Origin of the sequence: Streptomyces sp. BPTC-684 (genome assembly GCF_030028635.1) — a bacterium.
Taxonomy (GTDB): Bacteria; Actinomycetota; Actinomycetes; order Streptomycetales; family Streptomycetaceae; genus Streptomyces; species Streptomyces noboritoensis.
Map to the genome: position 1 here is coordinate 5,790,900 of NZ_CP124863.1, position 21,464 is coordinate 5,812,363.

At 72.5% G+C, this 21,464-nt stretch carries 13 protein-coding genes; 5 read left to right on the forward strand and 8 right to left on the reverse strand.

The genetic code is table 11. From position 1 onward, the window contains the following. Positions 1–40 precede the first annotated feature (40 nt). Genes QIY60_RS25785 through QIY60_RS25795 form a run of 3 tightly spaced genes read right to left on the reverse strand, consistent with a single transcriptional unit; the run spans position 41 to position 3,977 of the window. The gene (locus tag QIY60_RS25785) at positions 41–529 is read right to left on the reverse strand and encodes a glutathione peroxidase (RefSeq protein ID WP_283144560.1); all 489 of its coding nucleotides are present in this window, start codon (positions 527–529) and stop codon (positions 41–43) included. A 33-nt stretch (positions 530–562) separates the two neighbouring features. Further along, positions 563–1,441: an acyl-CoA thioesterase II gene (locus tag QIY60_RS25790; RefSeq protein WP_283144561.1), complete on the reverse strand. Its 879-nt coding sequence runs from the start codon at positions 1,439–1,441 to the stop codon at positions 563–565. Between the two features lie 22 nt (positions 1,442–1,463). Then, positions 1,464–3,977, reverse strand: coding sequence for a DEAD/DEAH box helicase (locus QIY60_RS25795; protein ID WP_283144562.1), 2,514 nt, complete (start codon positions 3,975–3,977; stop codon positions 1,464–1,466). Between the two features lie 123 nt (positions 3,978–4,100). Here QIY60_RS25795 and QIY60_RS25800 point away from each other — a divergent pair, with 123 nt between their 5' ends. The 3 genes from QIY60_RS25800 to QIY60_RS25810 all read left to right on the forward strand — a co-directional run bounded on the left by QIY60_RS25800 (position 4,101) and on the right by QIY60_RS25810 (position 8,727). Then, the gene (locus tag QIY60_RS25800; protein ID WP_283144563.1) at positions 4,101–4,892 is read left to right on the forward strand and encodes a metal-dependent hydrolase; all 792 of its coding nucleotides are present in this window, start codon (positions 4,101–4,103) and stop codon (positions 4,890–4,892) included. Between the two features lie 167 nt (positions 4,893–5,059). Next, positions 5,060–5,383 carry a CU044_2847 family protein gene (locus QIY60_RS25805; protein WP_283144564.1) on the forward strand — a complete coding sequence of 108 codons (324 nt, stop codon included), beginning with the start codon at positions 5,060–5,062 and terminating at the stop codon, positions 5,381–5,383. A gap of 2 nt (positions 5,384–5,385) precedes the next feature. Next, entirely contained in the window at positions 5,386–8,727 is a 3,342-nt protein-coding gene (locus tag QIY60_RS25810; protein ID WP_283144565.1) for an ATP-binding protein, read from the forward strand. A 21-nt stretch (positions 8,728–8,748) separates the two neighbouring features. Here the strand turns inward: QIY60_RS25810 and QIY60_RS25815 are convergent, their stop codons facing one another. Both QIY60_RS25815 and QIY60_RS25820 read right to left on the reverse strand, forming a co-directional pair. After that, complete coding sequence (locus QIY60_RS25815) at positions 8,749–10,530, reverse strand: ABC transporter ATP-binding protein (RefSeq protein ID WP_283144566.1); 1,782 nt, start codon at positions 10,528–10,530, stop codon at positions 8,749–8,751. After that, positions 10,527–12,359 (reverse strand): ABC transporter ATP-binding protein, encoded by a 1,833-nt coding sequence (locus QIY60_RS25820; protein ID WP_283144567.1) that lies wholly within the window; start codon positions 12,357–12,359, stop codon positions 10,527–10,529. The genes QIY60_RS25815 and QIY60_RS25820 overlap by 4 nt, the downstream gene beginning before the upstream one ends. 390 nt (positions 12,360–12,749) lie before the next feature. Between QIY60_RS25820 and QIY60_RS25825 the strand changes: the two genes are divergently transcribed. Further along, complete coding sequence (locus tag QIY60_RS25825; RefSeq protein ID WP_349253947.1) at positions 12,750–14,363, forward strand: peptide-N4-asparagine amidase; 1,614 nt, start codon at positions 12,750–12,752, stop codon at positions 14,361–14,363. 49 nt (positions 14,364–14,412) lie between these two features. Here QIY60_RS25825 and QIY60_RS25830 read toward each other — a convergent pair whose 3' ends face one another. The 3 genes from QIY60_RS25830 to QIY60_RS25840 form a co-directional block, all read right to left on the reverse strand. Further along, on the reverse strand, positions 14,413–15,828 hold the full coding sequence (locus tag QIY60_RS25830; protein WP_283144568.1) for a Gfo/Idh/MocA family oxidoreductase: 1,416 nt from the start codon (positions 15,826–15,828) through the stop codon (positions 14,413–14,415). A 243-nt stretch (positions 15,829–16,071) separates the two neighbouring features. Then, positions 16,072–19,032: an FAD-binding and (Fe-S)-binding domain-containing protein gene (locus QIY60_RS25835; protein WP_283144569.1), complete on the reverse strand. Its 2,961-nt coding sequence runs from the start codon at positions 19,030–19,032 to the stop codon at positions 16,072–16,074. A 13-nt stretch (positions 19,033–19,045) separates the two neighbouring features. Further along, on the reverse strand, positions 19,046–19,489 hold the full coding sequence (locus tag QIY60_RS25840) for a MarR family transcriptional regulator (protein WP_190091316.1): 444 nt from the start codon (positions 19,487–19,489) through the stop codon (positions 19,046–19,048). Between the two features lie 154 nt (positions 19,490–19,643). Here QIY60_RS25840 and QIY60_RS25845 point away from each other — a divergent pair, with 154 nt between their 5' ends. Next, positions 19,644–21,449, forward strand: coding sequence for an ABC transporter ATP-binding protein (locus tag QIY60_RS25845; protein ID WP_283144570.1), 1,806 nt, complete (start codon positions 19,644–19,646; stop codon positions 21,447–21,449). Positions 21,450–21,464 lie beyond the last annotated feature (15 nt).

A 21,464-nucleotide genomic window follows, 5' to 3' on the forward strand; every position in this document is an offset into this window, starting at 1 on the left:
CCGTGTGGCGGGAACGGAGCCGCACTGTTTCTCCGGTGGATCAGACCGCCAGCTGCGCCTCGATCGCCGCGACGACCTCCGGGGCCTCCGGCTCGGTGCGCGGACGGATCCGGGCGACCACCTCGCCTGCGGGGGAGATCAGGAACTTCTCGAAGTTCCACTGGATGTCGCCGGCCTCGCCCTCCGCGTCCGCGACCTCCGTGAGGCGCTGGTACAGCGGGTGGCGGCCGTCGCCGTTGACGTCCGTCTTCTCCAGGAGCGGAAACGTCACTCCGTACGTCGCCGAGCAGAACGTCCGGATCTCCTCCGCGCTGCCGGGCTCCTGGGCGCCGAACTGGTTGCAGGGCACGCCGAGCACGGTGAAGCCGCGCTCGCCGTACAGCGCCTGGAGGCGCTCCAGACCGGCGTACTGCGGGGTCAGACCGCACTTGGACGCCACGTTCACGACCAGCACCGCCTTGCCCTTGTAGTCGGCCAGCGAGGTGGGCTCGCCGGACAGGGTGCGCAGCGGGATGTCGTACAGGCTCATCAGCAGACTCCTCGTAACAGGGGTGTGGACTGGTCAGTCGCGGGCCGGCAGGGGGCGGAACAGGCCCTCCTGGACCACGGACACCAGCAGCCGGCCCTCGCGGTCGTAGATGCGGCCGCGGGCCAGGCCCCGGCCGCCGGTCGCGATCGGGGACTCCTGGTCGTACAGGAACCACTCGTCGGCCCGGAACGGGCGGTGGAACCACATCGCGTGGTCGAGCGAGGCCATGTCGAAGCCCCGGGGGCCCCACAGCGGCTCCACCGGGATGCGGACCGCGTCGAGCAGCGTCATGTCGGACGCGTACGTCAGCGCGCAGGTGTGCACCAGCGGGTCGTCGCCCAGCGGGCCGACCGCGCGCATCCACACCGCGCTGCGCGGGTCCGCGTCCTTGATCTCGTCCGGCGTCCAGCGCAGCCGGTCCACGTACCGGATGTCGAAGGGCTGGCGGCGCGCCATCCGCTCCAGGGCCTCCGGCAGGGTGCCCAGGTGCTCGCGGATCTCGTCCGCGACCGTCGGCAGCGACTCCGGCTCCGGGAAGTCCAGGCGCGGCGGCAGCTGGTGCTCGATGCTGCCCGGCTCCGGCCGGTGGAAGGACGCCGTCAGATTGAAGATCGTGCGGCCCTGCTGGACCGCGGTGACCCGGCGGGTGGTGAACGACCGGCCGTCCCGCACCCGCTCGACCTGGTAGACGATCGGGACGCCGGGGCGGCCGGGGCGCAGGAAGTAGGCGTGCAGCGAGTGCACCGGGCGCTCGCCGTCCGTGGTGCGCCCGGCCGCCACCAGCGCCTGGCCGGCCACCTGGCCGCCGAAGACGCGCTGCAGGGACTCCTGCGGGCTGCGGCCGCGGAAGATGTCGACCTCGATCTGCTCCAGGTCGAGCAGATCGACGAGTCTTTCGGCGGGGTTCGTCATGGGTCCGTCTCCACTCTCGTGATTACAGCTCGCCTACGTCCGTCACCCGGATCACCGCGCGGCCCTCCTCGTCGGAGGCCGCGAGGTCGACCTCCGCGCTGATGCCCCAGCCGTGGTCGCCGTTCGGGTCGGCGAAGGTCTGCCGCACGCGCCACAGGCCGTGCGCCGCGTCCTCCTCGATCGCCAGCAGCTTGGGGCCGCGCGCGTCGGGGCCGGTGCCCAGGTCCTCGTACTCGTCCCAGTACTTGTCCATCGCCTCGCCCCACGCGTCCGCGTCCCAGCCGGACTCCGCGTCCAGTTCGCCGAGCGCGTCCACGTTGTCGAGCGCGGCCAGCTCCACCCGGCGGAACATCGCGTTGCGCACCAGGACGCGGAAGGCGCGGGCGTTCGCGGTGACCGGCTTGACCTCGTCGGCCTTCTCCTGGGCCTCCTCGGCGGTCTGGATCTCCGGGTTGGCGAGCTGCTCCCACTCGTCGAGCAGGCTGGAGTCGACCTGGCGGACCATCTCGCCGAGCCAGGCGATCAGGTCCTCCAGGTCCTCGGTCTTGAGGTCGTCCGGGATGGTGTGGTCGAGCGCCTTGTACGCGCTCGCCAGATAGCGCAGGACGATGCCCTCGGTGCGCGCCAGCTCGTACCAGGAGGTGAACTCCGTGAAGGTGAGCGCCCGTTCGTACATGTCACGGATGACGGACTTCGGCGAGACCGGGTGGTCGCCCACCCACGGGTGCGACTTCTTGTAGACGTTGTACGCGTGCCACAGCAGCTCTTCCAGCGGCTTCGGGTACGAGATGTCCTGGAGCCGCTCCATGCGCTCCTCGTACTCGACGCCGTCCGCCTTCATCTGCCCGACGGCCTCGCCGCGCGCCTTGTTCTGCATGGCGGCGAGGATCTGGCGCGGGTCGTCGAGCGTCGACTCGACCACCGAGACCATGTCGAGCGCGTACGAGGGCGACTCGGGGTCGAGCAGGTCGAAGGCCGCCAGGGCGAACGTGGACAGCGGCTGGTTGAGCGCGAAGTCCTGCTGGAGGTCGACGGTGAGGCGGATGGTGCGGCCCTCGGCGTCCGGGGTGTCCAGCTGCTCCACCACACCGCCGTCGAGCAGCGAGCGGTAGATGGCGATGGCGCGGCGGATGTGCCGCAGCTGCGCCTTGCGCGGCTCGTGGTTGTCCTCCAGGAGATGGCGCATCGCCTCGAAGGCGTTGCCCGGCCGGGCGATCACCGAGAGCAGCATGATGTTGGTGACCCGGAAGCGCGAGGTCAGCGGCTCGGGCTCGGCGGCGATCAGCTTCTCGAAGGTGGTGTCCGACCAGGCCACGAAGCCCTCGGGGGCCTTCTTGCGGACCACCTTGCGGCGCTTCTTAGGGTCGTCGCCCGCCTTGGCGAGCGCCTTCTCGTTCTCGATGACGTGCTCGGGCGCCTGGGCGACCACGAACCCGGCGGTGTCGAACCCGGCCCGCCCGGCCCGGCCCGCGATCTGGTGGAACTCACGGGCGCGCAGGGTGCGCACCCGGTTGCCGTCGTACTTGGTGAGCGCGGTGAACAGCACGGTGCGGATGGGCACGTTGACGCCGACGCCCAGCGTGTCCGTACCGCAGATCACCTTCAGCAGGCCCGCCTGCGCCAGTTTCTCCACCAGACGGCGGTACTTGGGCAGCATGCCCGCGTGGTGCACACCGATGCCGTGGCGTACGTAACGGGAGAGGTTCTGGCCGAACTTGGTGGTGAAGCGGAAGTTGCCGATCAGCTCCGCGATCGCGTCCTTCTCCTCGCGCGAGCACATGTTGATGCTCATCAGCGACTGCGCCCGCTCGACCGCCTGGGCCTGGGTGAAGTGCACGATGTAGACCGGCGACTGCTTGGTTTCGAGCAGCTCGGTCAGGGTCTCGGTGATGGGCGTCGTGACGTACTCGTACGAGAGCGGGACCGGGCGGGTCGCCGAGCGGACCACCGCGGTCTCCCGGCCGGTGCGCCGGGTCAGGTCCTTCTCGAACATCGAGACGTCGCCGAGGGTGGCCGACATCAGGACGAACTGGGCCTGGGGCAGTTCCAGGATCGGGATCTGCCAGGCCCAGCCGCGGTCCGCCTCGGCGTAGAAGTGGAACTCGTCCATCACGACCTGGCCGATGTCGGCGTGCTTGCCGTCGCGCAGCGCGATGGAGGCGAGGACCTCGGCGGTGCAGCAGATGACCGGGGCGTCGGCGTTCACGGACGCGTCGCCGGTGAGCATGCCGACGTTCTCGGTGCCGAAGAGCTTGCAGAGGTCGAAGAACTTCTCGGAGACCAGCGCCTTGATCGGCGCGGTGTAGAACGTGACCTCGTCCCGGGCCAGCGCCGCGAAGTGCGCACCCGCCGCCACCAGGCTCTTTCCGGAGCCGGTCGGGGTGGAAAGGATCACGTTCGCGCCCGACACCACCTCGATCAGCGCCTCCTCCTGGGCCGGGTACAGGGAGATGCCCCGCTCCTCGGCCCAGGTGGAGAAGGCCTCGAAAAGGGCATCGGGGTCGGCACTCGGCGGCAGCTGATCGATAAGGGTCACGCCCCCATCTTGCCTGGCTTCACCCCATGAGAGGGAACCGGAGGAGGGGCAGCAAGATCATGAGCGATAGGCTGCCATGTCAACTGGGCCACGGGACAACAGGAAATGGGGCGGGGCACGGTCATGATGGGACCTGCGCACTCACTGTCAGGAGCGGCAGCCTGGCTGGGGGTGGGGGCCGCGACCGCGGCCGCGGGGCACGCCATGCCCTGGCCGGTGCTCGTCGTCGGCGCGCTGATCAGCGCCGGAGCGGCGCTCGCGCCCGACCTCGACCACAAGTCCGCGACCATCTCGCGCGCCTTCGGACCGGTCTCCCGGGCCCTGTGCGGCATCGTCGACGAGCTCTCGCACACCGTCTACAAGGCGACCCGGGGCCCCGGCGACCCGCGCCGCAACGGCGGCCACCGCACGCTCACCCACACCTGGCTGTGGGCCGTCCTGATCGGGGCGGGCGCCTCGGCCGCGGCGGTGTTCGGCGGCCGCTGGGCGGTCCTGGGCATCCTCTTCGTGCACGTCGTCCTCGCCGTGGAGGGCCTGCTGTGGCGGGCCGCGCGGATGTCCAGCGACGTCCTGGTGTGGCTGCTCGGCGCGGCCGGCGCCTGGATCATGGCCGGGGTCCTCGACAAGCCCGGCAACGGCTCGGACTGGCTCTTCACCGGCTCCGGCCAGGAGTACCTGTGGCTGGGCCTGCCGATCGTGCTCGGCGCCCTGGTCCACGACATCGGGGACGCGCTGACCGTCTCCGGCTGCCCGATCCTGTGGCCGATCCCGCTGGGCCGCAAGCGCTGGTACCCGGTGGGCCCGCCGAAGGCGATGCGGTTCCGGGCCGGGAGCTGGGTCGAGCTGAAGGTGCTGATGCCCGCGTTCATGGTGCTCGGCGGGGTCGGGGCGGCGGGGGCGCTCAACTTCATCTGAGCCCGCCGCGTCCCTCCGGGCCCGCCCCACCGGGTGGACGGGTTTCCGTGAACCGCCTGCGCCCGCGGCCCGCCGTGGCCGACGATGGGACCCGTCATCGCGGCGGCTCCCGCCTTCCGGGCGGACGCGCCGCGCTCGTACGGCAGTGAGGGCGGCGGGGCGACCGCATGGGGCAGATTCTGACGATGCCGCTGGAGCGCGGCGGCGATGTGCTGGCCGTGTTCGAGATCGGCGAGGACGGGACCGGCGGCGATCTGGAGCCGGCCGCGGGCGGCACCGGCACGGTGGCCCGGGCCAGGGTGTCGCTCGCGGAGGCGATGGACCAGGTGCGGCCCGCGCTGTCCCGCGTCGTCGAGACGGTACGAGGGCTCGGGCCCGACGAGGTCGAGATCGAGTTCGGCCTCAAGGCGGGCGGCGAGACGGGCGTGATCATCGCCAAGGGGACGGCCGAGGTGAACTTCGCCGTCCGGCTCGTCTGGAACCGCGCCTGACCATGACCCGGCGGGAGGGGTTCGTCGTCAGGATCCGGCACGCCACGGCCGAGCCGCCGGTGGCGGCGGGCGTCGGCTGTGTGGTGGGCGAGAAGCACATCGTGACCTGCGCCCATGTGATCAACGCGGCGCTCGGCCGGGACAAGGCCAGTCGCGAGCGGCCGCCGGACAGCGCCAGGATCCGCGTCGACTTCCCGCTCCTGGGGGACGCGGAGGGCGCGCCGCTGCGCGAATGCCGGGTCGCCGCCTGGGACCCGCCCGCGGCGCCCGGGCTCGGCGGACGCGACACGGCCGGGCTCGTCGTGGTGGGCGACACGCTGCCGGTCGGCGCCGGTCCCGCCCGGCTGGTCGCGGTGCGGGGCGGCGGGGCCGAGGACGTCCAGGCCGGGGTCTTCGGCTATCCGGCGAGCCCGTCCCGTACCGCCAACGGCGCCTGGTCCTCCTGCCGGCTGCGGGGCGCGGTCGGCGGGGGACTGGTCCAGCTCGACGCCGAGAGCGAGTCGGCGCTGCGCGCCCAGCCCGGCTTCAGCGGCGCCCCGGTGATCGTGGGCGACGCGTGGGGCGACGCGGTCGTCGGGATGCTGGCCGTCGCCGGGCGGGACGGCCGCACCGACGACGCGTACGCGGTGCCCATGACCGAGGTGTCGGCCGCCTGGCCCGAGGTCCTCGGCGACAGCATGCTGCCGCCCTGCCCCTACCGGGGCCTGCGGTCCTTCACCGCCGCCGACGCCCGGGCCGGGCTCTTCGTCGGCCGCGAGCGGGAGATCGCCGGGCTGCGCGCGATGGTGAAGGACCGGCCGCTGGTCGTGGTCACCGGCCCCTCCGGAGTGGGCAAGTCCTCGCTGGTGGCGGCCGGGCTCGAACCGGGGCTGCTCGCGGACGGCTGGTCGGTCGCCTCCTTCCGCCCGGGCGCCACGCCGTACGACACGCTGGCCCGGGCGCTGCTGGATCTGGAGTGCCCCGGCGGCGACCACTCGCTCGAACAGCTGGAGAACCGCTGCCGCGCCCTGCGCGAGGAGGGCTTCTGGCCGGTGGCGACCCGGGTGTCGGTGCTCTCGGGCCGCCGCCTCGCGCTCATCGGCGACCAGTTCGAGGAGGTGTTCAGCGCGGGCGCGGACGGGGTGGACCCGGTGCGCTTCCTCCAGCAGACCTTCCCGCCGCCCGAGACGGTGCAGAGCCCCGACGTGCGCCTGGTCTGCACCCTGCGCTCCGACTTCCTGCCCGATCTGCTGGAGCTGGCGGACATCGGGCCGCGGCTGCAGGACCGGCAGCTGAACGTGTCCCCGCTCGACGAGGCGGCGCTGACCCGGGTGATCGTCGAACCGGCCGCGCTCGCCGGGGTGACCTTCACCGAGGGGCTGGCCGAGGCCGTGGCGGCCGAGGCGAGCAAGGGGCCGGGCGGACTGCCGCTGCTGGAGTTCGCCCTGACCGAGCTCTGGCCGATGCAGCGCGAACGCCGGATCAGCTTCGACAGCTACCACGGCCTCGGCGGCGTCTCGGGCGCCCTCAACCGCCATGCCGAGCAGGTCTACCGCTTCCTGACCGAGACCCTGGACGAGGCCCGGATCCGGCGCGTCCTGCTCTCCATGATCCGGGCCCGGGGCGGCGCGGCCAGCGCGGTACGGGTCGCGGCCCGGCGCGTCCACCTCGGCGCGGACTGGTACGTGGCCCAGCTGATGGCCGACCCCGAGCGGCGCCTGGTCGTCCTGGGTCCGGAGGGGCCCGGCACCGCGGAGATCGCCCACGAGGCGCTGATCCGGGGCTGGCAGCGGCTGGCCGGCTGGGTCGACGAGGACGCCGACTTCCAGCAGTGGCTGGCGGTCGCCGAGGAGCGCGCGGCGGAGGACGACCTGCTGTCGGCTCCTCGGGTCGCGGAGGCGCAGCGGTGGCTGGACGAACGCCCTGACGACATTCCGCCGGAGGTCGGGGCGCTGATGCGCAGGAGCCTCGCGGTCCTGCTCGAACAGGAGCGCACCGAGCGGCAGATGAAGGAGCTCCAGGCGGCCAACGCGGAGCTGGCGGAGAAGGCCGAGCTCCTCGCGCGCGTCAACCGGGACGTCGAGAGGAAGAACTTCGAGATCGAGGAGGCACGTCGGGCCCTGGAGGAGCGGGCGGAGCTGCTGGCGGTCTCGATGCGCTTCCGGTCCGAGTTCCTGGCGAACATGTCGCACGAGCTGCGCACCCCGCTCAACTCCATGCTGATCCTCGCCAAGCTGCTCGCCGACAACGTCGAAGGAACCCTCTCGCAGCGGCAGATCGAGTTCGCCGAGACGATCCACCACGCGGGCTCCGACCTGCTCCAGCTGATCAACGACGTCCTCGACCTCTCCCGGATCGAGGCGGGCCGGATGAACGTCGCGCCGTCCTGGATCGCCCTGGCCCCGCTGGTGGACCACGTGGAAGCGATGTTCCGCCCACTGATGGAGGACAAGGGGCTGGACTTCTCCGTGAGCCTGGCGCCCGGGGTGTCCGCCAGCCTGTACACGGACGAGCAGCGGCTGCTCCAGGTACTGCGCAATCTGCTCTCCAACGCGGTGAAGTTCACCGACGTGGGGGCGGTGGAGCTGCGCATCCATCGCGCGGGCCAGGGGCTGGCGTTCTCGGTCGTGGACACCGGGATCGGGATCCTCCCCGACAAGATCCAGATGATCTTCGACGCGTTCAAGCAGGCCGACGGCACGACCAGCCGCAGATACGGCGGTACGGGACTCGGCCTGTCCATCAGCCGGGAGATCGCCGGGCTGCTCGGCGGCAAGATCGTCTGTGAGAGCGAGGTCGGCCGGGGCTCGACGTTCACCCTCACCCTGCCGCAGGCTCCCGAGGTCGCGGATCCGGATCCGGCGCCCCGGCCCCCCATCGTCGCGCGGCCCGCCCGACTCCCGGAGTTCAACGGCGCGTTCGGCGGCGAGCAGGTCCTCGTCGTGGACGACGACGTACGCAATGTCTTCGCCCTCACCACGGTCCTCGAACAGAACGGGCTGACCGTCTGGTACGCGGAGAGCGGCCAGGAGGCGATCGACCTGCTCGGACGCCAACCCGGCGTCGCACTCGTCCTGATGGACGTGATGATGCCGGAGATGGACGGCAACGAGACGATGGCGCGGATCCGGCGGATGCCGGGCTACGAGGCGCTGCCGGTCGTCGCGCTCACCGCCAAGGCGATGGCGGGCGACCGCGAGCGCAGCATCGAGGCGGGCGCCTCCGCGTATCTGACCAAGCCGGTCGACACCGACGCGCTGCTGACCACGATCGAGAAGTGGCTGCCGCGAGGGGCGGGTGCGGAAACCCAGGCCGGTCCGCAGACGGACAGCGCGGCCGGTCCGGGGGCCGCACCCCCGGACTGACCGCCGCTCGACGGCAGGGCCTCACCCGTGCCAGGACCGCCACAGCGCCGCGTACGCCCCGTCCGCCTCGACCAGGGCGTCATGGCTGCCCAGTTCTGTGATGCGGCCGTTCTCGACCACCGCGATCACGTCCGCGTCGTGCGCGGTGTGCAGCCGGTGGGCGATCGCCACGACGGTGCGGCCGTCCAGCACCCGCGCCAGCGAGCGCTCCAGGTGGCGTGCCGCGCGCGGGTCCAGGAGCGAGGTCGCCTCGTCCAGTACCAGTGTGTGCGGGTCCGCCAGGACGAGGCGGGCCAGCGCGATCTGCTGGGCCTGGGCCGGGGTGAGGGAGAGCCCGCCGGAGCCGACCTCGGTGTCCAGGCCGTCGTCGAGCGCCCGCGCCCAGCCGTCGGCGTCGACCGCGCCCAGGGCCGCCCACAGCTCGGCGTCCCCGGCGCCCTGCCGGGCGAGCAGCAGGTTGTCCCGCAGCGCGCCCACGAAGACGTGGTGCTCCTGGTTGACCAGCGCCACGTGCTCGCGCACCCGCTCGGCGGGCATCCGCGACAGCTCGGCCTCGCCGAGCGTGACCCTGCCCTCGCGCGGGGCGTAGATGCCCGCGAGGAGCCGCCCGAGCGTGGACTTGCCCGCACCGGACGGACCCACCAGCGCAAGCCGGGTGCCCGGCGCCACCGACAGGGAGACCTGGTGCAGTACGTCCACGCCCTCGCGGTAGCCGAAGTGCACCCCGTCCGCCTCGACGTCCCGGCCGTCCGGGAGCACCTCGGCGTCGCCCGCCTCCGGCTCGATGTCGCGGACGCCGACGAGCCGGGCCAGCGAGACCTGGGCCACCTGGAGCTCGTCGTACCAGCGCAGGATCAGCTCGACCGGCTCGACCATCATCATCGCGAGCATCGCGCCGGTCGTCAGCTGCCCGACGGTGAGCCAGTCGTTCAGGACGAAGGTTCCGCCGATCATCAGGACGGCCAGCAGGATGGTGATGTGGGTGAGGTTGATGACGGGGAAAAGGACCGACCGCAGCCACAGCGTGTACCGCTCCCAGGCCGTCCACTCGGTGATCCGCCGGTCGGAGAGTGCGATGCGGCGCTCGCCCAGGCGGTGCGCCTCGACGGTCCGGCCCGCGTCGACGGTCTCGGCCAGCACGGCCGCGACCGCCGCGTACCCGGCCGCCTCCGAGCGGTACGCCGAGGGCGCCCGCTTGAAGTACCAGCGGCACCCCGCCACGAGCAGCGGCAGTGCCACGAGCACCGCCAGGGCCAGCGGCGGCGCGGTGACCCCGAGCGCGACCATGAGCAGCAGCACCCACACCACACCGATGGCCAGCTGCGGCACGGCCTCGCGCATCGCGTTGGCCAGCCGGTCGATGTCCGTGGTGATCCGGGACAGCAGATCGCCGGTGCCCGCGCGCTCCAGGACGCCCGGCGGCAGCCCGACCGACCGCACCAGGAAGTCCTCGCGCAGATCGGCCAGCATCTCCTCGCCGAGCATCCCGCCGCGCAGCCGCACCAGGCGGACGAACACGGTCTGTATGATCAGCGCGCCCGCGAACAGCGCGGCCGTGCGCTCCAGATGGAGGTCCTGGACGTCGTTGGAGAGGTCCTCGACGATCCCGCCCAGCAGGTACGGGCCGACCATCGAGGAGATCACCGCGACCGCGTTGACCCCGATGAGCAGCGCGAACGCCTTGCGGTGGCGCCGCATCAGCTGACGTACGTACGCCCGGACGGTCGCCGGGGTGCCGACGGGCAGGGTGGTGGCCGACTGCGGGGCCGCCGGGTCGTACTCGGGTGCCGCCACGCCGATCATGCCGTCTCCTCCCATGTCTGAAGTGCCTGTGTCTCTTCGGTCCGCGCCGACTCGTCGGTCTCCCGGGTGACCACCGCGCGGTAGCGGGTGTCGGTGTGCATCAGGTCGCGGTGCACCCCGACCGAGGCGACCTCGCCGTCGTGCACGAGGACGACCCGGTCCGCCAGGTCGAGCAGCAGCGGCGACGACGAGAACACGACCGTCGTACGGCCCGTGCGCAGCCGTTTGATGCCGCCCGCGACCCGTGACTCGGTGTGCGAGTCGACCGCCGAGGTCGGCTCGTCCAGGACGAGCACCTCCGGGTCCGTCACCAACGACCGTGCCAGGGCGAGGCGTTGGCGCTGGCCGCCGGAGAGGGACCGGCCGCGCTCGGTGATGCGGGTGCGCATCGGGTCGCCGTCGGTGTCCACCGACGCCTGGGCGAGCGCGTCCAGGACGTCGCCGCACTGCGCCGCCGCCAGCGCCTCGTCGGGCGCGACCTTCCCGGACGAGGGCACGTCCAGGAGCTCGTGGAGCGTGCCGGAGAGCAGCACCGGGTCCTTGTCCTGGACGAGGACGGCGGCCCGGGCCGCGTCCAGCGGGAGCCCGTCGAGCGCGACCCCGCCGAGCAGGGCGGACGGCAGCGCGTCGGCCTCGGCGGCGTGCCCGCCCAGGCGCTCGGCCAGCCGTCCGGCCGCGTCCGGGTCGCCGCACACGACGGCCGTGAACCGGCCCTCGGGCGCCAGCAGTCCGGTCGCCGGGTCGTACAGGTCGCCGGACGGGCCCTCGGACCGTGCCTCCCGCGCGCCGGACGTCCGGGACGGCACCCCCGTGTCCGTCCCGGACGGGTCCGTGGCCCGGCGCAGCGCCAGCACGCGGGCCGCGCGCTTGGCCGAGGGCCGCGAGAAGGAGTACGCCATGGCGATCTCCTCGAAGTGGCTCAGCGGGTACAGCATCAGCGTCACCGCGCTGTACACGGTGACCAGTTCACCGACCTGGATCCGGCCGTCGCGGGCCAGCGCCGCCCCGTACCAGACCACCACGATCAGCAGGACGCCCGGCAGCAGCACCTGGACCGCCGAGATCAGCGACCACATGCGGGCACTGCGCACGGCTGCCCTGCGGACCTCCTGGGAGGCCTCGCGGTAGCGGCCGAGGAAGAGCTCCTCGCCGCCGATGCCGCGCAGCACCCGCAGCCCGGCCACGGTGTCCGAGGCCAGCTCGGTCGCCCGGCCCGCCTTCTCGCGCTGGACGTCGGCCCGCCGGGTGGCGGGCGGCAGCAACGGCAGGACGGCCAGGGCCAGTACGGGCACGCCGATCGCGACGACGACGCCGAGCGCGGGCTGGTACAGCACCAGGCCGACACAGATGATCACCAGTGTGGTGGCCGCCGCCGCGAACCGCGACAGGGCCTCCACGAACCAGCCGATCTTCTCGACGTCCCCGGTGGAGACCGCGACGACCTCGCCCGCCGCGACCCGGCGCGTGAGCACCGAGCCGAGCTCGGCGGTCTTGCGCGCGAGCAGTTGCTGCACGCGCGCGGCGGCGGTGATCCAGTTGGTCACCGCGGTGCGGTGCAGCATGGTGGCGCCGACGGCGATGGCCGCGCCGACGAGCGCGATGAGGCCGCCCGCGAGCGCGAGCCGTGTCCCCGAGCGGTCGATCACGGCCTGTACGGCGATGCCCACGCCGAGCGGAAGCCCGGCGATGCCGCACTGGTGCAGCAGCCCCCAGGCCGTCGATCTGAGCTGCCCGGCGAGCTGCTGACGGCCCAGCCACAGCAGGAAGCGGGGACCCGAGCGGACGTCCGGTTCGCCTGGATCCGTATAAGGAAGATCGCGAATCTGCATGACGTCCCAAGGATCGGAAAGAGTGGTTCAAACCGTGCAAGGTTCGCCTTCCGACGGGCCCCGGGGCAATCGATTTTCCCGCCCGGGCGACCGGAACGCGCCAAGACCGCCGGCCCGCCCTAGGGCCTGTCGTCACATTCCCGTCTGCCCCGCGGCGTCTGGCACGCTCCCCCAAGCTCTTCGAGCAGGGGGGACCCCCACTCGCCGCACCGGGCGAAAGCCCACGTACATCCAGTACGAGGGCTCTCGCCCGGCACTCCCCCAAGCTCTTCGAGCAGGGGGGACCCCCAGAGCACGCACCAGACGCCGCGGGGCCGCCCTTCGGGCGACGACGGGAATGTGACGACAGGCCCTGGCGCGCGCGGCCCGCTCGCGCTTCACTCCTGACGCATGAGACCACGAAAGATCATGTCCATGATCAGCGGGGCGGTGCTCGCCGCCGGAGCGCTGCTCGGTGCGGGCCCGGCGGCGTCCGCCGCACAGCCGGCCGATCCTCCTGCCGAGTTCGGCACCGACTGGCACGACCCGGTCACCGCCGTGCCGCCGGTCGCGGTGCCGCACACCCGTAGCTGCCAAGTGACCCTGGTGCAGGCGCAGTTCCGCGACTTCACGCCGTACAAGGGGAGTTACGCGCCGCCCGAGGGGTGCGGCGACCGGTGGAGCAAGGTGGTGCTGCGGCTCGACGGCACCGTCAAGGGCAGGCAGTACGACCGCCTCGGCTATCTCCACGTCGGCGGCGTCGAGGTGCTGCGGACGTCGACCCCCGAGCCGTCGCCGGACGGCATCGCCTGGAACGTCGAGAAGGACGTCACCCGCTACAGCGACACCTTCCGCTCCGCGCAGCCCGTCGAGATGCTGATCGGCAACGTCGTCGACGAGACGTACACCGGTGTGATCGACGTCAAGGTCACGCTGACGTTCTACGCCGCCGAGGGCCGGGTGAAGCCCGCCGCGACACCGGACAAGGTGCTGCCGCTCGACGGCACCGCGCTGACGACGCCGCGCAACTCCGAGCGGATCGTCGCCGAGGTGTACGCGACCGGCTCGGGCGGCGGCTGCGAGGAGTTCTGGTACCTCGCGGTGCCGGACCCCGCGCCCTACTCCTGCAAGGCGGCCGCGGGCCCCAACCGCGAGGTGCGGATCAAGGTGGACGGCCAACTCGCCGGAATCGCCTCGCCGTTCCCGAACGTGTGGACCGGCGGCTGGTCCAACCCGTTCCTCTGGTACGTCGTCCCGGCGCCCCACGCCTTCGACGTACGGCCCATCGAGTACGACCTGACGCCGTACGCGGCGCTGCTCAACGACGGCCGCGCGCACCGCGTGGAGGTGTCGGTGGCCGGGGTCCCCGAGGGGCAGTCCGGCTGGTCGACGCCGGTCAACGTACTGGTCTGGCAGGACCGCGGCAGCGAGGTCGTCACCGGGGCGCTCACCCGCCACGACGAGAGCGCGCCCGCCGACTCCACCACCTACACGCCCGGAACCGAGCCGCGCCTCGACGCGAAGGCGGGCCACCGGCTGACCACGGCGGGCTATCTGGACACCTCGCACGGCCGGGTCGCCACCACCGTCGCCCGCAGCGTCGCCGCCGACACGGTCCACCGCTGGACCGAGGGCGAGAACACCGACGCCCTGAAGGGGAGTTGGACCGACGACAGCGCGGTCACCACGGACGGGCGCGGCCCGGCCGTCACCGCGCGCGTGCACCGTACGTACACGATGGACGGCACCATCACCATCGGCGCGGACGACCGGCTGCGGACCGTGATCACCCTCGGGGACCGCGCGGACACCGCCACCCTGCGCGGCGGCCGGGCCGTCTCGTGGTCGCGCCTGGACGACACCTACCGGGGCGACGCCTCCTGGACCCTGAACGTCCCGCGCGACCAGCGGCACGCGACCGGCACCTCCGCCGAGCGCTACCGCCTGCTCGGCTCCGACGGCTGCTACGACCGCAGCCTGAAGACCGCCCAGGGCACCCTCACCGAGGACCTGCGGCGCTGCTGAACGGCAGGTGCGGGGCCCGTGCTCGCCGCCAAGCACGGGCCCCGCGGTCTCAGGCCTCCGCCGGCTTCTCGGAGTCCATTCCCGGGCGGGACCTGTGCCACTCGCCGCGGGTGAAGTCGGGGATCCGCTGGGGCGCGCCCTTCGCCTTGAGCGAGAGGTGGCTCAGCGGCACCGGCGCCGACCAGGTGGCCGCGTCGTACACGTCGAAGTCCGGGACGAGCCCGAGGCGCACGCACTGCATCAGCCGGAACACCAGCATGTAGTCCATGCCGCCGTGCCCGCCGGGCGGGTTGGCGTGCTCCTTCCAGAGCCAGTGGTCCCAGTCGGCGTACTTCGAGAAGTCGCCCCAGTTGTCGTCGTGGTGGTCCGGCTCGATGTAGATCCGCGCGGGGTAGTCCTCGAAGAGGCCCTTGGTGCCGCCGAGGCTGTTGATGCGGCTGTAGGGGTGCGGCGTCGACACGTCGTGCTCCAGGCGGATCACCCGGCCCTTGGCCGTCTGCACCAGACTGATCGTCCGGTCGCTCTCGATGTACGACTCCTTGAAGCTGGGGTCGCCCGCGGGCATGTGGGCAGCGCGGTACTCGGCGAGGCCGAGCGCGGGCGTGCCGACGCTGACGATGGACACCACGCGGTCGCCGCGGTTGACGTCCATGTAGTTGGCGACCGGGCCGAAGCCGTGGGTGGGGTAGAGGTCGCCGCGCAGCCGGGTGTGCCACAGGCGCCGCCAGGGCCCCTCGTAGTACTTCGGGTCGAACATCAGGCCGCGCAGATCGTGGATGTACGCGCCCGCGCCGTGCAGCAGGTCGCCGAACCTGCCCGCGTGCGCCATCCGCAGCACCCGCATCTCGTTCCTGCCGTAACAGCAGTTCTCCAGCTGCATGCAGTGGCGTCTGGTGCGCTCGGAGAGGTCGACCAGCTCCCACAGCTGGTCCATGCGCATCGAGGCCGGACACTCCACGCCCGCGTGCACGCCGTTGAGGAGCGCCGCCTTGGTGATGTCGAAGTGGGAGTCCCAGGGCGTCGCGATGTGCACGAAGTCGATGTCGCCGCGCCCCAGGAGCTGTTCGTAGTCGTGGTCGCCGTTGACGTAGACGGCGGGCGCGGGCTGGCCCGCCGCGGTCACCTTGGCGGCGGCTCTCTCCGTCTTGGCCTTCACCGGGTCGCAGAGCGCCACGACCCGCACCCCGGGGACGGCGAGATACAGGTCGATCATGCTCCCGCCGCGGTTGCCGAGGCCGATCAGGCCCACCCGGACCGTGGAGCGCCGCTGGAACGGCACCCCGATCATGGTCTTGCCCTGGCGCTTCGGCGCGGGCGGCTCCTGGGGCTGGGCCGGGGCCTGTTCGGCGGCGGAGGCGCTGCCCGTGCCCAGGCCGCCGATTCCGATCCCGGCGCCCGCGACCCCCGCCGTCCACAGGACGTCGCGTCGGCTGATGTCGTGGTTCTGCGGAGCTGCGTCGTTCATCGAGTCTCCTGGAAAGAGAGGGAGCTGATTTCTGCGCGGCGTTACACGAACCTCGGTAAGGACCATGGTTGTTGGGGCTGCTGCCGCGCAAGGGGGCCTGTCGACGCTCGGGGCCGCCCCGGGAAGGTACACCGCTGCACCACGTCACGGTACGTCCGGATACGCCCGGGCCGTGGGAGGCGCGGGGAAAGGGCGCGGACGGGTCGTTGACGGTCCGTCAGTCATCGTCTGCCTGCGTGCGGCTCAGGTGCGCCGCAGATACTCCGGGCCGGGCCGGGTGGCGCGCTCAAGCTCCAGCAGGACGGAGACATAGGCGCGGCCGGTCGCCCGCTCCATCCCGATCTCGCACATCCGGTTCGCGGAGAGATGCGCGTCGAAGTGACGATCCGTCACCTCGGCGGCCTCCCGTGCGGTCGCCGCCCCGGTGAGCTCCTGGTGGAGCATCCCCCGGTCGCCCGCGAAGGCGCAGCACCCCGCGTCGTCCGGCACCACGACCTCCTCGGCGCAGGCCCCGGCGACCGCGCGCAGCTGCGCCTCGTCGCCCAAATGCCGCATGGAGCAGGTCGGATGGAGCACGGCCGAGCGCGCCCTGCGCAGCACGGTCAGATGCGGCAGCAGCTCCTCGGCGGCCCACACCACCGAGTCCACGACCGTCAGCTCGGCGTGCAACTCCCGGTTGTCCGCGCTGAGATACGGCACCACCTCGTGCGCGATGCCCAGGGTGCAGGAGGAGGCGTCGACGACCAGCGGGAGCGTGCCGCCGGCCGTCCAGCCCCAGGCGGCCTCGACGATCCGGTTGGCCATCACCGCGTTGCCCAGCTCGTACCCCTTCGAGTGCCAGATGGTGGCGCAGCAGGTGCCCGTCACGTCCTCGGGGATCCACACCGGCTTCCCCGCGCGCGTGGCGAGGGCCACCACGGCCTGCGGCAGCGACGGGCCACGATGGCCCTCCGGCTCCCCGAAGATCCGGTTGACGCACGCCGGGTAGTACACGGCGCTCGCGCCGACCCGCGCCGTACGGGGCAGGGCGCGGGCGGCGGCGCCCGGGATCTCGGGCAGCCACTCGGGCACCAGATCGGGGCGCACGGCCTTGCGGGCGAGGCCCGTCACGCGCGCGAGGGCGCGGTCGCCGATGCGGTCCCCGAGGGCGCGGGCGGCGGCCACCGCGAGGCGCGCCGAGGCCTCGACGGCCTTGAAGTGCCGGGCGGTGAGGGCGGCGGCCCGCTCCTCGCGCGGGCTGTGCCGCAGATGGCGGAAGTGCTTCATCAGGGCGCCGGTGTCGATGCCCACCGGGCAGTCGAGCGCACAGGTCGAGTCGCCCGCGCAGGTGTCCACGGCGTCGTATCCGTACGCGTCGAGCAGCGCGTCCTGGACGGGCGAGCCGTCGCCCTGGCGCATCATCTCCCGCCGCAGCACGATCCGTTGCCGGGGTGTGGTGGTCAGGTCGCGGCTGGGGCAGGTGGGCTCGCAGAAGCCGCACTCGATGCACGGGTCCGCGATCCGCTCCACCTTCGGGATGGTCTTGAGGCCGCGCAGATGGGCGCGCGGGTCGCGGTCGAGCACGATCCGCGGCGCGAGCACCCCGTCCGGGTCGATGACCTGCTTGGTCCGCCACATCAGCTCGGTGGCCCTCGGCCCCCACTCCAGCTCCAGGAACGGCGCGATGTTGCGGCCGGTGGCGTGCTCGGCCTTCAGCGAGCCGTCGAAGCGCTCCACGGCGAGGCGGCAGAAGTCGGCCATGAACGCGGCGTACCGCTCGACGTCGGACGGCTCGGCCGCGTCGAACGCCAGCAGGAAGTGGAGGTTGCCGTGGGCCGCGTGGCCCGCGACGGCCGCGTCGAAGCCATGGGTCTCCTGGAGCGCGAGCAGCGCCTCGCAGGCCTCGGCGAGCCGCGGCGGCGGCACCGCGAAGTCCTCGGTGATCAGGGTCGTCCCGGCCGGGCGGGAGCCGCCGACCGCCGTCACGAACGCCTTGCGGGCCTTCCAGTACCCGGCGATCGCCCCGGCGTCCCGGGTGAACGCGTTGGTCACCGAGGCGACCGGGGCCACCAGGTCGAGCCCGGCGAGCACCCGGGCGGCCGCCTCCTCGTACGCCTCGCGGCCCGCCTCGTCCGGCGCGCGGAACTCCACAAGGAGCGCGGCCGTCTCCTTGGGCAGCGCGGCCCAGTCGGCGGGGACGCCCGCCACGCTCACCGAGGCGCGCAGGGTGTTGCCGTCGATCAGCTCCACGGCGAGCGCCCCGGCCTCGTTGAAGAGCGGCACCGCCGCGGCGGCTGCCGGGAGGGTGGGGAAGAAGAGCAGCGCCGTGCTGAGGTGGCGCTCCAGCGGCAGGGTGTCGAAGACGACCTCCGAGATGAACCCGAAGGTGCCCTCGGAGCCGACCATCAGCCCGCGCAGGATCTCCACCGGCGTCGAGCCGTCGAGGAACGCGTCGAGCCGGTAGCCGTTGGTGTTCTTGATCGTGTACTTGGCGCGGATCCGGGCGGTGAGCTCCGGGTCCGCCTCGATCTCCGCCTTCAGCGCCAGCAGGCCCGCGCACAGGCGGGGTTCGGCGTGCGCCAGGTCCTCGTCGGCGCGCGGGTCGCCGGTGTCGACCGCGGTGCCGCTCGGCAGGACGAAGGTGAGCGAGGCGACCGTGCGGTACGAGTTGCGGGTCGTGCCCGCCGTCATCCCGGAGGCGTTGTTGGCGACGACCCCGCCGATCGTGCAGGCGAGCGCGCTGGCCGGGTCGGGGCCGAGGACGCGGCCGTGCCGGGCGAGCGCCGCGTTGGCCCGCGCGACGGTCGTGCCGGGCCGGACCCGGGCGCGGGCGCCGCCGTCCATGACCTCGACACCGGCCCAGTGGCGGCGCACGTCCACCAGGATGTCCTCGCCCTGCGCCTGGCCGTTGAGGCTGGTCCCGGCCGCCCGGAAGACGACCTCGCGGCCCTTGCCGTGCGCGTACGACAGCACGGCCGAGACGTCGTCGATGTCCTCGGCGACCACCACGACCTGGGGGACGAAGCGGTACGGGCTGGCGTCCGAGGCGTACCGCACCAGGTCGGAGACCTTCCACAGCACCTTGTCGGCGCCGAGCAGGGCGGTCAGCTCGCCGCGCAGCGGCTCCGGGGTGCCGCCCGCGAGCCGGTCCGGGACCCGGTCCGGGGACGCGGTGCGCCGCCCGGAGAGGCGCAGGGCTTGCGGCTTCGGCTCCAGGAGCGGCATGCGGCGGATCCCCTCAGCAGCGGCGCTCCGGCACTCCGTCGACCAGAGCGGACAGCAGTCCGCCGAGCACCTCGCGCTGGTCGGCGGTCAGCGGCGCCAGGATCTCCTCCGCCGCGCCCCGGCGCGCGCCGCGCAGTGAGCGCAGCGTCGCCCGGCCGGTGTCGGTGAGCTCGATGCGCACCACGCGGCGGTTGGTCGGGTCGGGGACCCGGCGCACGTTGCCACTCTCCTCCAGCCCGTCGACCAGGGTGGTCACGGCGCGCGGGACCACCTCCAGACGGGCGGCGAGATCGGCCATGCGGGGCGGGCTCTCGTAGTGCGCGACCGTCCGCAGCAGCCGGGACTGGGCGGGGGTGATGCCGACCGGCTCCAGATGCTGCTTGTGGATGCGGTGGAGTCGGCGGGTCAGCCGGAGCAGCTGCTCGGCCAGCACGCCGTCGGCGTCGGTGGTGCTCATACGGGAACAATATCAGGACCTTGTGCATTGTGAGTATAGGTAACAGTGAGCTATGCTCCACAAAGTCTTGTCAGTGGCGTCACCGCGGTGGCCGCGAGTCGCAGCGGCCGTGGCGACGCCGTCGTCCTGTCGTCTCACCCCTTCGAAGGAGCCCATGCACCCCGAGGAATCCTCCTGGACGCCCCCGCCCCGTGACCACGAGCAGCCGCCCGCCCAGACGCGGCGCATCCTGCGGCTGTTCCGCCCCTACCGCGGCCGGCTGGCCGTCGTCGGCCTGCTGGTCGCCGCGTCCTCACTCGTCTCGGTCGCCTCGCCGTTCCTGCTGCGCGAGATCCTGGACGTCGCCATCCCGCAGGGCCGCACCGGGCTGCTCAGCCTGCTCGCCCTGGGCATGCTCGCGACCGCCGTCGTCACCGGTGTCTTCGGCGTCCTGCAGACGCTGATCTCGACGACCGTCGGCCAGCGCGTCATGCACGACCTGCGCACCGGTGTCTACGCACAGCTCCAGCGGATGCCGCTCGCCTTCTTCACCCGGACCCGGACCGGCGAGGTCCAGTCCCGCATCGCCAACGACATCGGCGGCATGCAGGCGACCGTCACCTCCACCGCCACCTCGCTCGTCTCCAACCTCACGGCCGTGGTCGCCACCGTCGTCGCCATGCTGGCGCTCGACTGGCGGCTGACCGCCGTCTCGCTGCTCCTGCTGCCGGTCTTCGTCTGGATCAGCCGCAAGGTCGGGCGCGAGCGCAAGAGGATCACGACCCAGCGCCAGAAGCAGATGGCCGCGATGGCCGCCGAGGTCACCGAGTCGCTGTCGGTCAGCGGCATCCTGCTCGGCCGCACCATGGGCCGCGCCGACTCGCTCACCAAGTCCTTCGCGGCCGAGTCCGAGCGCCTGGTCGACCTCGAAGTGCGCTCCAGCATGGCCGGGCGGTGGCGGATGTCGACGATAGGCATCGTCATGGCCGCCATGCCCGCCGTCATCTACTGGGCCGCGGGCCTCGCCCTGCAGTCCGGCGGCCCCTCGATCTCCATCGGCACGCTCGTCGCGTTCGTCTCGCTCCAGCAGGGCCTGTTCCGGCCCGCCGTGAGCCTGCTCTCCACCGGCGTGCAGATGCAGACCTCGCTCGCCCTCTTCCAGCGCATCTTCGAATACCTCGACCTCCCGGTCGACATCACCGAGACCGAGCACCCGGTCCGCCTGGAGAAGGTCCGCGGCGAGATCCGCTTCGAGTCGGTCGACTTCGGTTACGACGAGAAGAGCGGCCCCACCCTCAGCGGGGTCGACCTGGCCGTCCCGGCCGGCGGCAGCCTCGCCGTCGTCGGCCCCACCGGCTCCGGGAAGTCCACGCTCAGCTATCTGGTGCCGCGGCTGTACGACGTGACGGGCGGGCGGGTCACGCTCGACGGCGTCGACGTGCGCGACCTGGACTTCGACACCCTCGCGCGCGCGGTCGGCGTGGTCTCCCAGGAGACCTACCTCTTCCACGCCTCCGTCGCCGACAACCTGCGCTTCGCCAAGCCCGACGCCACCGACGAGGAGCTGGAGGCGGCCGCCCGCACGGCCCAGATCCACGACCACATCGCCTCCCTGCCCGACGGCTACGACACGGTGGTCGGCGAGCGCGGCTACCGCTTCTCCGGGGGCGAGAAGCAGCGGCTCGCCATCGCCCGGACGATCCTGCGCGACCCGCCCGTCCTCATCCTCGACGAGGCGACCAGCGCGCTCGACACCCGTACGGAACACGCGGTGCAGCAGGCCATCGACGCGCTCTCGGCGGGCCGCACCACGCTCACCATCGCGCACCGGCTCTCCACCGTCCGCGACGCCGACCAGATCGTCGTCCTGGACGGCGGCCGGATAGCCGAGCGCGGCACCCACGAGCAACTGCTCGACCAGGACGGCAAGTACGCCGCGCTGGTGCGCCGTGACGCACGGCTGGCGCCGGTCGCCTCCTGACGGGGCCCGTCGGGA